Raw genomic sequence first — 12501 nt, 5'->3', positions numbered from 1 at the left:
GGACGTCAAGAAGGGACCATCGTGGTGCAGGAATCGACCACCCCCGGCGATCTGACCTGGCTGTTACAAGACCTGGTCACCCGGGTGGCGGAGGTGCGACATGCCGTCGTGCTCTCTGCCGACGGGCTGCGCGTCGCCTCCTCGCAGGAGATCCAACGCGACCTTGCCGAGCATGTGTCCGCCAGTGCCTCCGGACTGCAGAGCCTGGCCCGCAGCGTCAGCCCGCTCTTCAACCTCGGCGTCCTCCGCCAGACCGTGCTGGAGTTCGAGGACGGGTACCTGTTCGTCATCGCGGCCGGCCACGGAACCTGCCTCGCAGTCATCAGCGGACCGAACAGCGACCTGGGCATCGTCGCCTACGAAATGGAGATGCTGGTGCAACGCGTCACCGAACATCTCGCAACCCAGCCGCGAGCGCACTCCGGCCAGATCAACGGCAGGTGACGCCGAGGTAATGGACACCCCACTGCACGACCCCGACGAGATCTGGGTCGACCTCGACGCCGGCCCGGTCGTGCGCCCCTATGCAATGACGGGCGGCCGGACCCAAGCGAACGGCCGCTTCGACCTGGTCTCGATGATCATGACGAGTCGCAGCGTCTCAGGTGCCGACGTCCTCGACCTCGGCCCCGAACACGAGGCCATCCTCCGGCGCTGCCAACAGCCGACCTCCGTCGCGGAACTGTCCGCGCACCTCAACCTGCCCGTCGGCACCATCCGAGTCCTGCTCGGCGATCTGCTCAGCCGGTTGCTCATCTTGGCCAACAACCCGGATCCGGTGCCGGCCCTGCCGGACGACGACCTTTTTGAAGAGGTGCTTCATGGCATCCGAAACCTCTGATCGGCGCGACGGCTCGGCAGGCATGCCCAGGGCCACGAAGATCCTCGTCGCGGGCGGCTTCGGCGCGGGCAAGACGACGCTCGTCGGTACGGTGAGCGAAATCCAGCCGCTGCAGACCGAGGAACGCATCACCACGGCGAGCATCGGTATCGACAACCTCGAGGGCGTGGACGAAAAGACCACGACCACCGTCGCCATGGACTTCGGCCGGATCACCATCAGCACCGATGTCGTGGTGTACCTGTTCGGTACGCCCGGCCAGGACCGGTTCCTGTTCGTCTGGGACGAACTCGCCCTCGGAGCCCTGGGAGCCATCGTGCTCGCCGACACCCGCCGGCTCGCCGACAGCTTCCCGAGCATCGACTACTTCGAGCGGCGCAACATCCCGTTCGTCATCGGTGTCAACTGCTTCGACGGGACCCCCCGCCGGCACACGCCCGAGGAGGTCCGCATCGCGCTCGACCTGGCGCTGGATGTCCCCGTCATCCTCTGTGACGCTCGCGACCGGGCGTCGGCAAAGGCGGTGCTCGTCAGCCTGGTGACACATGCCCAGCGCATCGCACGACAGCAGCGGGCACAACGCAGCGCGGCGGCATCGGCTTGACGGTCCCGCGCCGCAGTGCCCCCGGCGGCAGGTGCAACTGCGCAGGCAGCTGGTAGGCCGTCAAGCCACCGCGAGCGCGTCGACCTCCACCCGGAACGCGGGGTGCACCAGGCCGCTCACCTGGACCAGTGAGCTTGCCGGCGGCGCGGCCGGGTCGATGAACTCGTCGCGGACGGTGCGGAAGACGGCGAGGTCGGCGAGGTCGGTCAGGTACACGGTCAGCTTGACGACCCGGTCCAGCCCGGAGCCGGCCGCGGCGAGGGCCGCGGCCAGGTTGGTGAACACCTGGCGGACCTGCGCCTCCGGGTCGTCCGCGCCGATGAGCTGCCCCGCGCCGTCCACCGGCACCTGGCCGGACACGGCGACCATCGCCCCGGAGAAGCGGACCGCGTGGCTGTAGCCGTTGACCGGTGGCAGCCCGTCCGGCCGGATCAAGTGTTCCACGCACCCGACCCTATTCGACGGCGACCGCTGCCGCCCGGCCGGCGCGGGCCTGGCACCTGCCGTGCGTGACGGTCCACGTGACCAGGCCGACCAGCACGGCGTACGGCAGCACGTTGGACACCGCCACCATCGCGCCGGTCGAGGCCCTGCGTGCTCGGCCCGATCTTCGTGGACATGCTGCGCGCCCCGGTGCTGCCGGTCCAGCTCCGCCCCGCCGGCTGGGCGATGCCGCAGTTGCGCCGAGGTGGCCCGGGTGTCCCAGGCGCCGCACCCGCCGGTCGCCGACCACCTGGCGGCGGTGACCGGTGAGCGCCGATAACGGTCGCGCAACGGGGCTGATGGCGTCGCCGAGGAGCCGGATGATGGGCCGATGGAGCGCACCTCCGGTATGCGGCACGTCGCGGTCGCCCTTGCCTGGATGACCCACCCGGTCACCGTCGGCGCGGTTGTCGTGCTGCTGGTCAACGATCACCTGCTGAAGGCGGCGTACCCGGGAGCGGTCACCGGCAAGCTGAGCGACGTCGCCGGGCTCGTCTTCGCCCCGGCGCTGGTCGCGGCGGTGCTGTGCCTGCTCGTCCCGCGCGTGCCGGCCGGGCTCGCCGCCGTTGCCGGGCTGGCCGGCGTCGGGCTCGCGTTCACCTGGGTGAAGGCCACGACGGCCGGGGCCGGGTTCGCGTCGGCGGCGTGGAGCCTGGTGCGGCCGTCCACGGTGCTCGCCGACGGGACCGACCTCGTCGCGTTGCCGGCGCTCGCGGTCGCCTGGTGGACCTGGACCCGGGTGCGCGAGGCCGAGCTGCCGGAGCGGTGGACCCGGACCGTGCGCGCCGCGCTGGTGCTCCCGGTGGCGGTGCTCGCGGTCGCCGCCACCAGCGCCCCGTACTACCCGGCCGTGGCCCGGGTCCAGGTGGTCGACGGCCGGGCGCTGGTCGGGCTGTACAACGGCTTCCACGCGCTCAACGCCGACCCGACCGCGGAGTCGTGGCCCTCGACCTGGCTGTCGACGAGCGACGGCCGGACCTGGGTGGAGGATCCCCCGTCGACGGCGACCCTGCCGCCGACATCGCCGCCGCTGAACACCCAGGCGTGTGTGCCCGACCGGCCAGGGCACTGCTACCGCGTCGTGCCCGGGCGGATGGCCGTCGAGGAGACCGTCGACGACGGCCGGACCTGGCGGATGTCCTGGGAGGTCTCGGACGGGCGGCGGGAGTTCCTGGCCAGGCAGGTCGACGACCTCGGGTCGACCCGCGTCGACCTGGCCTCGGCCGAGGTGGCCGTGCTGCCGGTCACCGGCGGCCACCTCGTGTTCGTCGCCAACCGGCGCGACGGCCTCGCCGTCAGGTTCGCCGACGGGACCTGGCAGCGGGTCGGGGTGCCGTCCGACAGGGTCCCGCCGGAGGCTGATCCGCTCGTCGGAGCCGGGCAGCACGTCTGGCTGGAGTTCACGCTGGCCGGGTCGGCGGTGCCGGTCCTGGTCAGCCTCGCGCTGCTGCCGGTGCTGACCCGCCGCCGGCGGCTCGCGGCGGGCGCGGCCAGCCTGACCGTGCTCGGCTCGCTCGCGCTGCTGGTCGGGGTCGCCGCCGGCACGTGGTTCGCCGGCATCTTCGGGATCGTGGTCGCGATGGCGGGTCTGGTCTGGTGCCTGGCGACGGTTGCCGGTGACCGGGGGCTGCGGTGGTGGCATCCGGTGGGTGTGCTGGGCGTGGCGGTGCTGACCGCGGTCGGCATCGGCTGGTCGTTCTACGGCTGGTCGGCCGGGAACCCGGACGGCTACGACACCGCGGCCCGGATCGCCGTCCTGGTGGCGATCGGGGGAGCGGTGGTGTCCGCGGCGGTCACCACGGCGGCCCGGCTCCGCGGCCCGCGGCCGCCCGAGCCCGGCATCGAGGCGCAGGCCTGGCGGGGCTGACCGCTCAGCCGGCGCCCAGGCAGATGAACGTCGCCGCGCTGATCCGGTCCACGCCGGCCGACTGCGCCCGGGCCAGCGCGACGGCCGGGGCCACGCCGTCGGCGAGGCGGCGGTGCAGGTCGGTCATGAGCCGCAGCGTGTCCTCGTCGTCGACCGGACCGAGGCTCGCCACGACGGTGCGGGTGCCGAGCCCGAGCAGCGCCGCCGCCAGCCCCTGCAGCTCGTCGCCGGGGTGCACCGCGGACAACCCCGCGTCGCACGAGGACAGCACCAGCAGCTCCGGCGGGTGGCGCAGCGCCGACAGGTCGCACACGGTGAGCGGCCCGTCGGCGAGGATCAGGTGGGAGAACATCGGGTTGTCGGCGCGGAACACGCCGTGGCTCGCCACGTGCCCCAGCGCCGCGCCGTCGAGGGTGCGCAGCGCGCCGGTCACCGTCGCCGCGGCGCCGGTGAGGGCGGTGACCGCCGGCAGCCATCCGGCGAGCGCGGTGACCTCGACACTCGCGTGGTGCGGCGCGGGCCCGGCGACCAGGACCCGCCCGTGCCCGCCGTGGGGGTCCGCGGTCGCGGCCCACCACCATTGCCACGACGACGGGCTGACCGTCACCGCCCGCCCGTGGCAGGTCGGCAGCATCGCCCACGGCATGGCGTGCAGGGCGCCGCTGGGCACGAGCACCACCGGCCGCTCGTCCAGCAGGTCGGCGAGGGGGCGCAGCAGCAGCCGGTCGAGGACGCCGGCGGAGTACGCCGCCGCGTCGTCGGCGCGGGCGGCGATGCGGGTGCCCGGGTAGACGACCCGCCGGCGGATCGCGAACCGCAGCGCGGTCAGCTCCGTCGCGACCGGCTCGACCGGGCACAGCCGGCGGTGCCGCACGCGGCCGTCGGCGAGCACCAGCGCGTGCAGTTGGCCGTCGAGCGCCGCCAGCTCGACGAGCACCCGGTCGCCGAGCGCCGCGGACAGGGCAGCGAGCGTGGGCGGGCGGCGGGCCGCGACCGGGGTGCCGGCGCTCAGCCAGGACCGCTGCCGCACCTCGGCCTCGATCGCGCGCTGGCGGCGCAGCAGCCGCGCGGTGCGCGGCGAGTCGATCGCGGTCGTGGCGCTCTCCGTCGCGACCGTGCGCAGCTCCGCGAGCAGCGCCTCGACCACCGGGTCGTCGGACGGGCGGGCCGGCGGCAACCGTAGCGCCGCGCTGCGGACGCGCTGCAGCCAGGTCAGCGCGCCACGGGCGTCGCCCTCGCCGAGGCTGAGGCGCAGCCTGGCCGCCGCGATGTCGACGCCGACGGCGCCGCCGCGCATCCCGAGCTCGGTGGCGCCGAGCGTGGCCTGGTGCTGCTCGATGTCGCGATAGCCGGCGGCGAGCCGGCGCTTGGCGACCGGCAGCCGGTCCTCCCGCAGCGCGATGCGTGCCGCGGCGTGCCATGCCCGCGCCCGCAGCGGCGCCGACCCGGCGTGCCGGCCGGCGTCGGCCTTCTCGAGGCAGCGGGTCGCGGTGGCCATGTCGTCGAGGTCGACGGCGACGTGCGCGGCGTCGACCCAGGTGTCCCAGGCGCTGGGCAGCCAGACGGCGGCGGCCAGCCGGTCGCCGACCGTCTCCAGGTCCCGCAGGACGCGCCGGTTGCCGCCGGCGGCCGCGACCCTCGCGCCGAGCTCGACCCGGTGGGCGAGCGCCGCCCAGATCGGGCGGGACTGCCGGGTGAACGTGGCCCGGGCCTGCCGGGCGAGGGTCCGGGCGAGGCCGGCGTCGCCGCCGACCAGCTCGATCCGCGCGGACAGCAGCTGCGCCTGGCCGAGCAGCGAGGAGAACGCGCCGGCCCGGGCGGCCTCGACCGCCTCGCCGACCGCGGCCCGCGCCTCGGGCCGCAGCCGGGCGGTGAGCAGCAGTTCGGCCCGGTCGAGCTGGGTGACCGCGGCGGCGCCGACGTAGGCGAGGCGGTCACGGGCCTGGTCGTAGTGCGACAACGCGGCCGGCACGTCGCCCGCCTGCGCGGCGAGGAAGCCGAGGTTGTGCTGGGTCCGCGCGACGGCGTCGGGCAGCCCCAGGTCGGTGAAGATCTGCACCGCGCGGCCGAGGTCCGCCCGGGCCGGGCCGAGCTCGCCGCGGTACCCGCGCAGCACCCCACGGTTCACCAGGGCGCGGCCCTCCCACAGCGCGTCGCCGTGCTGCCGGAAGGCGGTCAGCGCGCGTTGATAGCCGGCGAGGGCGTCGTCGTCGCGGCCGACCCGGCGCAGGATCAGCGCCCGCTGCATGGTCGCGCGGGCCAGGCGCAGGCCGGTGAGCTGCAGGCAGGCCCGCTCGATCTCGCGCAGCGCCGCCGCGGACGCGCCGCGGTCGTCGAGCACGAGCGCGTGGCTCATGCGGCACTCGGCCTCCACGGTGGCGTCCCCGGCCCGGTGTGCGGAGCGGATCGCCGCGCGCAGGTGCGCGGCGGCGGCGGTCACGTCGTGCAGCCCGTGCGCGGCAAGCCCCAGCACGCGCTGCGCCGCGGCCGCGGCGGCGTGGTCGCGCACGGCACGGGCCTTGGCGAGCGCCTCGCGCGCGTCGGCGGCGGCGCGGTGCGGGTCGGCCTGGATCGCCTGCAGGAGCTGGTCGGCGGGGACGGTCATGCCACCGGGCCAGAAATACTTCCGCCCGGATGTATCAGGGGACCGTCCACGCCCGTCATCTTGCGCATCCTATCCACGGCGACACGTGAGGAAGATCTGCGATGGCTCAGTTTGGACGTTGGAACGAGCGCCGCGCTGCCCGGCTGGCGGCGCTGCCGTGGCTGCACACCGACACCGCGACCGGCCGGCCGGTGCGCCGCACCCGGAACGAGGTGCTGGTGGCCGCCGACCACGAGCAGGCGGCCCGCGCCGCGCTGGTGTCGGCGGGGGTGGCGCCCGCGGCGATCAGGGCACTGCCGGCCGTCGCCGGTTTCGTGCGGCTGGCCGCGCCCGGCGCCGAACCGGAGATGGTGACGGCGGCGCTGCCGACCGGTGCGGCCGCACCCAACCACGTGTTCCTGTCCAACCCGTTCGAGATGGGCGGCCCCTACGGCCCGCCGGTCACCGCCGAGATGTACCCGCTGGACGGCGGCCCGGCCGCGGACGCCGCGGTGCGGCTGACCGTGCTGGACACCGCGGTGTGGGCCGACAGCCCGCTGCCGTCGCACTGGTACGAGACCGACGACCTCGACGAGGAACTGGTCTCCGGCACCGACCTCGGTCACGCGAACTTCATCATCGGCGTCGTCATGTCCCGCACCGACAACGCCCGGGTGCGCGCGATCAAGGTGCTCGACGCCGACGGCCTGTGCACCGAGGTCGACCTCGCCCGGGCCCTGTTCGCCCTGACCGACGTCGACGTGGTGAACCTGTCCCTCGGCGGGTTCACCCGCAACGACCGCCCGCCGCTGCTGCTGGCGGCCGCGCTGACGAAGCTGCTGCGCGGCCGGGACCGGGTGGTCGTGGCGGCCGCCGGGAACGAGGGCATCAGCGACCGGCCGTACTGGCCGGCGGCGTTCGCCGGCACGGCGCTGCCGTTCGCGTCGCAGGTGCTCGCCGTGGCCGCACACGACGGCACGGAGCTGTGCTCGTGGAGCAACAGCGGCGCGTGGGTGGACGTGACCGCCCCCGGCGCCGACGTCACGAGCACGTATGTCACCCACGACGACTTCCCGACCGGCTTCGCGCGGTGGAGCGGCACCTCGTTCGCCGCCCCGTACGCCGCGGCGGCGATCGCCAGCCACCACCGCACGGCGGGTTCCGTGCTGGGCGCCGCCGATCTCGTGCGCAAGGAGGCGACCGCGCGCTCCTACGGTGGCCTGCCCGGCCTGGCATGAGCGGTCAGCGGGGTAGGACATGAACGGACATCGTGCCGTGGCAACGGCTGTTAGGGTTCCGGGCGTGACTGATTTCGATCCCGCGGCCGCCCTGGCGGCCGCGGCCGAGGGCGACCAAAAAGCCTGGAACGCCATCGTCACCACCTACTCCAGCCTCGTCTGGTCCATCGCACGCGGCTTCCGGCTGTCCACCGCCGACGCCGGCGACGTGGTGCAGGGCACGTGGCTGCGGCTGGTCGAGCACCTGCACGACATCCGCGACGCCGAGCGGCTTCCCGGCTGGCTGGCCACGACGGCCCGCCGGGAGGCGCTCAACCTGATCCGCCGGGCCGGACGGGACCTGCCCGTCGACGACGTCGACGGGCTGGGCGCCGCGGCGGTGGCGCCGGCGGTCGACGAGCGCCTGCTGCGCGACGAGTCCCAGCGCGTCCTGTGGCAGGCGGTGTCGCGGCTGTCGCACGGGTGCCAGCGGCTGCTCAGGGTCATGTTCGCGGACCCGGCACCCAGCTACGAGACGGTCGGTGCCGCGCTGGACATCCCGATCGGCAGCATCGGCCCCACCCGGGCGCGCTGCCTCGCCGGTCTCCGGTCGATCATGACCGACTGACCCGGCCACCAGAAGCCGCCATTCCGTGCCAGACCGAACGCGCGAGGTGCCCGATGAACGACGACGCTCTCGGCGACGCCCTGCAGTCCCTGTGGCGCGACGCCGACCCTGTCCCGGACCGGTTCGTGCTGGCCGGGTTCGAGGCGCTGGCATGGCGCAACCTCGACCGGGAGCTCGCCCGGCTCACCGACGACACGGCCTCGACCGGACGGGAGCTCGCACACGTGCGCGGCGGCGCGGCGCGGCTGCTGACGTTTGAACGCGACGACGTCACGGTGGTGCTCGAGCTGTCGACCGACGACGGCACCCTGCGGCTGCTCGGCCAGCTGGATCCACCGGCGCCGGCCGCCGTGACCATAGAGAAGCCGGGCGACACTCGGACGACCCGTGCCGACGAGCGCGGGCGGTTCCAGGTCGACGGCCTCACGCCCGGCCGGCACCGGGTCGGGGTGACGTTCGACGACGGCGTCACCTTCGTCACGGAGTGGTTCGACGCCTGACCCCGGGCAGCCTTCAGCGGCCCCACTTCGGCAGCCACACCGGGCCGTCGGGCGGGTCCACCCGCCTGGCGACGAGGTGGTCGCGGAGCTTCGGCAGCGCCGGATGCGGGTTGTCGGCGCGCCAGATCAGTGACATCGGGTAGATCGGTGCCGGGTCGCGCACCGGGATGCGGCGCAGGTCGTAGCTGTCCGGCCACAGGTACCGGGTGCGTTCGCCCGCGAGGGTCGCCAGCGTCGGGGAGTCGGCGATCTCGGCCAGCAGCGCCTCGTTGCCGAAGACCGGGCCGATCCGGTCGATGGTGAGGCCGAACGCGGCGGCGAGCTCGTCGTAGTAGTCGGACCATTCGGTGTCCACGGCCATGCCCGGCATCCAGATGCGGTGCTCGGCGAGCTGCGCGGGCGTGACGGCGTGGGCGGCGGCGAGCGGGTGGCGCGGACCGACGAGCAGCTCGTGCCGCTCGTCGATCACCCGGGCGGTCCTGATCGCGGGCGGCAGCCGGCGCGCGGGCACGGTGACGGCGTGGAAGGTGGCGTCGACCGTCCCCGCGTCGACGGCGGCGGTGGCGGCGTGGACGTCGGCGTCGAGCGTCACCACGTCCAGCTCGATCCGCGGGTGCGTGCGGTGGAAGTCCTGCAGCAGCACCGCCGGCGCGGTCCGTCGACTGTGGACGTCGACGCGCAGGGCCCGCCGGCCGGGGCGCACGGAGGCGTCGGCGCGCGCCTCCACCCGCAGCAGCTCCCGGGCGTGGGGAAGGAACGCCTGGCCGTCGACCGTGAGCTGGGCGCCGCGCGGGGTGCGGGTGAACAGCCGCACCTGCAGGTCCTTCTCCAGCGCGGCGATGCGCTTGGACACCGCCTGCTGGGTGATCGACAGCGCGGCGGCGGCGTCCTGGAACTGGCCGGCGTCGGCGGCGGCGACGAAGGTGCGCACGGCATCGAGATCCACGCGCCACACCTTACTCACACAACGATCGGTTGTGGCTCGTCACCGGATCGGTTGTTTGATTCCTTGTCCCGGACCTTGCTTTGATCGCGGCGGTCAACGGTCGGTTGTTCACGCGGGAGGTGCGGGTTGCTGGGTCGGCGGTTCGGGTGGTTGTGGGCGGCGTACGCGGTCAGCGCCTACGGCTCGGGGCTGGGGTTCGGTGCCCTGCCACTGATCGCGGTGCTGGTGCTGCACGCCGGCCCCGCCCAGGTGTCCGCGCTGTCCGCGATGGGGCCGGCGGTGGGCGCGCTGATCGCCCTGCCGCTCGGGCCGTGGGTGGAGTTCCACCGCAAGCGGCCGGTGATGATCGCGATGGATCTGGCCCGGTTCGCGGCCATGCTGACCATCCCCGTCGCGTACGCCCTCGGCCGGCTCGGATTCGTGCAGCTGATGGTCGTCTCGGCCGTGGTCGCCGCCGCGAAGATCGCCTTCGGCGCGGCGAGCGGCGCCTACCTCAGGACCCTTGTCCGGCCGGAGCACCTGATCGTGGCCAACGCGAGGTTCGAGTCGACGACGTGGAGCTCCATCGCGGTCGGTCCGCCGCTGGGTAGCGCGGCGGTCGGCCTGTTCGGGCCGGTCGCCACCGTCGTGGCCGACGCGCTCAGCTACCTGCTCTCCGCGCTGGGCATCGCCGCGATCGGCGGGCGGGAGGCGCACCCCCACCGCGCCGCCGGGCACCAGACCAGGGCCGGCGAGCTGCTCGACGGCTGGCGGCACCTGCTGACCCACCGCGACCTGCGGGCGCTGTACCTCAACCAGCTGCTCGTCGCGGGACTGATCATGGCCACCGAGCCGCTGCTGGCCGTGCTGCTGCTCGGCGAGCTCGGCTTCCCGCCCTGGCAGTACGGCCTGGCCTTCGCCGCCCCCTGCGTCGGCGGGCTCATCGGCTCGCGGCTGGCCCCTCGGGTCGTGGCCCGGTTCGGCCAGCCGCGGATCCTCCGCGCCGTCGGCACCCTGCGCGCGGTCTGGCTGATCGGCCTCGCCTTCGTCCAGCCCGGTGTCGCCGGACTCGCGATGGTGATCGCGGTCGAGCTGGCGATCATCGCCAGCATGAGCCTGTACAACCCGGTGCTCGCCACGTACCGGCTGGAACACACCCCGCAGGACCGCACCGCCTGCACGCTGTCCGCCTGGTCGATCGGCAGCAGCGCGGCGATCGCCGTCCTCAGCGCGCTCGGCGGACTGCTCGCCGAGGCCACCAGCCCCCGCACCGCCATCACGGTCGCGGGCCTGCTCATCCTCACCAGCCCGCTGCTGCTGTCCCGGCGGCGGTTTCCCGGAGTTGTCCAAGCGCAACAGGAAGGCGCACCCGCATGACCGTCACCGCACTCGACCCGACCAGCGCGCTGGTCATCATCGACCTGCAGCACGCCGTCGTCGGCGCACCCACGGTCCCGCACACCGGCCAGGAGGTGGTGGGCCGGGCGGTCGAGCTGGCCCGCGCCTTCCGCGAGCACGGCGCCGCGGTCGTGCTGGTCCGGGTCACGGCTGGCTCGGACCCGGCCCCGGGCCGCAACGAGCTGCCGGCGCGGTCCGGTCCACTGCCCGACGGCTGGGATGCCGTCGTGGACGACCTGGCCGGCCACCCCGACGACATCACCGTGACCAAACGCACCTGGAACGCCTTCCACGGCACCGATCTCGACCTGCGACTGCGCCGCCGCGGCGTCACGCAGGTGGTGCTGGCCGGGCTCACCACCAGCATCGGCGTGGAGTCGACCGCCCGGGCCGCATACGACCACGGCTACCACGTCACGCTCGTGACGGACGCCATGGCCGACCTGGACCTGGAAGCCCACCACAACAGCCTGCGGCGGATCTTCCCGCTCCTCGGTCAGGCCGGCTCCACCGCCGAGATCGTGCGGCTGCTGGCCGGGGCCAGCAGCCGCTGACGCGGAACCGTCAGGCCTGGACCTCGTCGTGATCGCCGGCCCGGGGCGCGGGCATGAGCTCGCTCGGCACCGCCTCGGCCTCCTCGATCTCGGCCTCCACCTGCGGCTGGCTCACCCAGAGGGCGCGCATCTGCTGCTGCATGAACGCGGTGAGGCGGGAGCGGTACTCGTGGTCGAAGCCCTCCAGGGCCTCGATCTGCTGCTGCAGCGCCTGCCGCTTGGAGGTGAGGCCACCGACGACGTCCTCGTAGATCTGCTCGGCGCGCTGCTTGATGTCGTGCGCATTCTGCCGGGCCTGCTGGACGATCTTCTCCGCGCGGCTCTGTGCCTCGGCGAGGATGTCGGTGGCGTTCTGTTCCGTCTCCCCGGCGAACGCTTCGGCGGCCTGGGCGATGCTCTCGCCCTGGGCGCGCGCCTCGGCGATGATCTTCTCGGCCTCGTTGTGCAGCGCGTCGGCCCGGGCCTGGGCCTTCGAGACGATCTGCGCGGCCTCGGCGTGCGCGCCGGCGCGGATCTGCTCCGCCTCGCGCCGGGCGCCGTCGAGGTGCTCCTCGGCGGTGCGCTGCGCCATGGTCAGCACCTGCAGCGCCTGGTGCTGCGCGTTGACGTGCTGCGCGTTCATGTCGTGCCGGGGGGCCTGCTGCTCCGCGGTGTTGTTGAGCGTCGCCTGCCCGTTCGCGAGGCGCTCGTCGTAAGGTCGCATCCCGTGTTGCGTCATGGTTCCTGCCCTCCTCGGCTGCGGTTCCGCTGACCGGCCGGAGGTCGTCTCGCAGCCGCCGCGACCGGAGCTCCCGCGACACCGCCGGCGCAGAATGCTTCGCGGACAGTACCCGAGAAGCCTGAGGAAGTCAGCACCGCGGGCATCCATTGACACGTGCGTCGACGCGCCGTGCCGACGCG

13 protein-coding genes are annotated in these 12501 nt (G+C 74.0%); 9 read left to right on the top strand and 4 right to left on the bottom strand.

Annotation, left to right across the window (positions count from 1 at the left end; genetic code table 11):
- Positions 1 to 18 precede the first annotated feature (18 nt).
- Genes Dsi01nite_RS17295 through Dsi01nite_RS17285 form a run of 3 tightly spaced genes read left to right on the top strand, consistent with a single transcriptional unit; the run spans position 19 to position 1445 of the window.
- On the top strand, positions 19 to 444 hold the full coding sequence (locus Dsi01nite_RS17295) for a roadblock/LC7 domain-containing protein (protein ID WP_239135967.1): 426 nt from the start codon (positions 19 to 21) through the stop codon (positions 442 to 444).
- Positions 445 to 454: 10 nt separating this feature from the next.
- A complete protein-coding gene (locus Dsi01nite_RS17290; protein WP_203847190.1) occupies positions 455 to 841 on the top strand; it encodes a DUF742 domain-containing protein in 387 nt (128 codons plus the stop codon).
- Complete coding sequence (locus Dsi01nite_RS17285) at positions 822 to 1445, top strand: GTP-binding protein (protein WP_203847189.1); 624 nt, start codon at positions 822 to 824, stop codon at positions 1443 to 1445. The genes Dsi01nite_RS17290 and Dsi01nite_RS17285 overlap by 20 nt, the downstream gene beginning before the upstream one ends.
- 60 nt (positions 1446 to 1505) lie before the next feature.
- Here Dsi01nite_RS17285 and Dsi01nite_RS17280 read toward each other — a convergent pair whose 3' ends face one another.
- On the bottom strand, positions 1506 to 1889 hold the full coding sequence (locus Dsi01nite_RS17280; protein WP_203847188.1) for a RidA family protein: 384 nt from the start codon (positions 1887 to 1889) through the stop codon (positions 1506 to 1508).
- A 370-nt stretch (positions 1890 to 2259) separates the two neighbouring features.
- On the opposite strand from Dsi01nite_RS17280, the gene Dsi01nite_RS17275 reads away from it, so the two are divergent.
- A complete protein-coding gene (locus tag Dsi01nite_RS17275) occupies positions 2260 to 3795 on the top strand; it encodes a hypothetical protein (protein WP_203847187.1) in 1536 nt (511 codons plus the stop codon).
- 4 nt (positions 3796 to 3799) lie between these two features.
- Here Dsi01nite_RS17275 and Dsi01nite_RS17270 read toward each other — a convergent pair whose 3' ends face one another.
- A complete protein-coding gene (locus Dsi01nite_RS17270) occupies positions 3800 to 6400 on the bottom strand; it encodes a CHAT domain-containing protein (RefSeq protein WP_203847186.1) in 2601 nt (866 codons plus the stop codon).
- Between the two features lie 101 nt (positions 6401 to 6501).
- On the opposite strand from Dsi01nite_RS17270, the gene Dsi01nite_RS17265 reads away from it, so the two are divergent.
- The 3 genes from Dsi01nite_RS17265 to Dsi01nite_RS17255 all read left to right on the top strand — a co-directional run bounded on the left by Dsi01nite_RS17265 (position 6502) and on the right by Dsi01nite_RS17255 (position 8724).
- Positions 6502 to 7617, top strand: a complete 1116-nt coding sequence (locus Dsi01nite_RS17265) for a S8 family peptidase (protein ID WP_203847185.1) — start codon at positions 6502 to 6504, stop codon at positions 7615 to 7617.
- Between the two features lie 64 nt (positions 7618 to 7681).
- On the top strand, positions 7682 to 8224 hold the full coding sequence (locus Dsi01nite_RS17260) for an RNA polymerase sigma factor (RefSeq protein ID WP_239135957.1): 543 nt from the start codon (positions 7682 to 7684) through the stop codon (positions 8222 to 8224).
- Positions 8225 to 8277: 53 nt separating this feature from the next.
- The gene (locus Dsi01nite_RS17255; RefSeq protein WP_203847183.1) at positions 8278 to 8724 is read left to right on the top strand and encodes a peptidase associated/transthyretin-like domain-containing protein; all 447 of its coding nucleotides are present in this window, start codon (positions 8278 to 8280) and stop codon (positions 8722 to 8724) included.
- A 13-nt stretch (positions 8725 to 8737) separates the two neighbouring features.
- Here Dsi01nite_RS17255 and Dsi01nite_RS17250 read toward each other — a convergent pair whose 3' ends face one another.
- Positions 8738 to 9670, bottom strand: coding sequence for a LysR family transcriptional regulator (locus Dsi01nite_RS17250; RefSeq protein ID WP_239135956.1), 933 nt, complete (start codon positions 9668 to 9670; stop codon positions 8738 to 8740).
- A 126-nt stretch (positions 9671 to 9796) separates the two neighbouring features.
- Here Dsi01nite_RS17250 and Dsi01nite_RS17245 point away from each other — a divergent pair, with 126 nt between their 5' ends.
- The gene (locus tag Dsi01nite_RS17245; RefSeq protein ID WP_239135955.1) at positions 9797 to 11026 is read left to right on the top strand and encodes an MFS transporter; all 1230 of its coding nucleotides are present in this window, start codon (positions 9797 to 9799) and stop codon (positions 11024 to 11026) included.
- Positions 11023 to 11601, top strand: a complete 579-nt coding sequence (locus Dsi01nite_RS17240) for an isochorismatase family protein (RefSeq protein WP_203847182.1) — start codon at positions 11023 to 11025, stop codon at positions 11599 to 11601. The genes Dsi01nite_RS17245 and Dsi01nite_RS17240 overlap by 4 nt, the downstream gene beginning before the upstream one ends.
- A 10-nt stretch (positions 11602 to 11611) precedes the next feature.
- Here Dsi01nite_RS17240 and Dsi01nite_RS17235 read toward each other — a convergent pair whose 3' ends face one another.
- Positions 11612 to 12319 (bottom strand): hypothetical protein, encoded by a 708-nt coding sequence (locus Dsi01nite_RS17235; protein WP_203847181.1) that lies wholly within the window; start codon positions 12317 to 12319, stop codon positions 11612 to 11614.
- Positions 12320 to 12501 lie beyond the last annotated feature (182 nt).

The organism is Dactylosporangium siamense, from assembly GCF_016862795.1.
Taxonomy (GTDB): Bacteria; Actinomycetota; Actinomycetes; order Mycobacteriales; family Micromonosporaceae; genus Dactylosporangium; species Dactylosporangium siamense.
Note: the sequence above shows the minus strand (reverse complement) of the source record. Positions and strands in the feature narration are given on the sequence as shown.

Excerpts from the sequence above, each read along its gene's own strand:
- Dsi01nite_RS17290 (WP_203847190.1), top strand. The coding sequence starts at position 455 with ATGGACACCCCACTGCACGACCCCGACGAGATCTGGGTCGACCTCGAC.
- Dsi01nite_RS17285 (WP_203847189.1), top strand. The coding sequence starts at position 822 with ATGGCATCCGAAACCTCTGATCGGCGCGACGGCTCGGCAGGCATGCCC.
- Dsi01nite_RS17275 (WP_203847187.1), top strand. The coding sequence starts at position 2,260 with ATGGAGCGCACCTCCGGTATGCGGCACGTCGCGGTCGCCCTTGCCTGG.
- Dsi01nite_RS17270 (WP_203847186.1), bottom strand. The coding sequence starts at position 6,400 with ATGACCGTCCCCGCCGACCAGCTCCTGCAGGCGATCCAGGCCGACCCG.
- Dsi01nite_RS17265 (WP_203847185.1), top strand. The coding sequence starts at position 6,502 with ATGGCTCAGTTTGGACGTTGGAACGAGCGCCGCGCTGCCCGGCTGGCG.
- Dsi01nite_RS17255 (WP_203847183.1), top strand. The coding sequence starts at position 8,278 with ATGAACGACGACGCTCTCGGCGACGCCCTGCAGTCCCTGTGGCGCGAC.
- Dsi01nite_RS17240 (WP_203847182.1), top strand. The coding sequence starts at position 11,023 with ATGACCGTCACCGCACTCGACCCGACCAGCGCGCTGGTCATCATCGAC.
- Dsi01nite_RS17235 (WP_203847181.1), bottom strand. The coding sequence starts at position 12,319 with ATGACGCAACACGGGATGCGACCTTACGACGAGCGCCTCGCGAACGGG.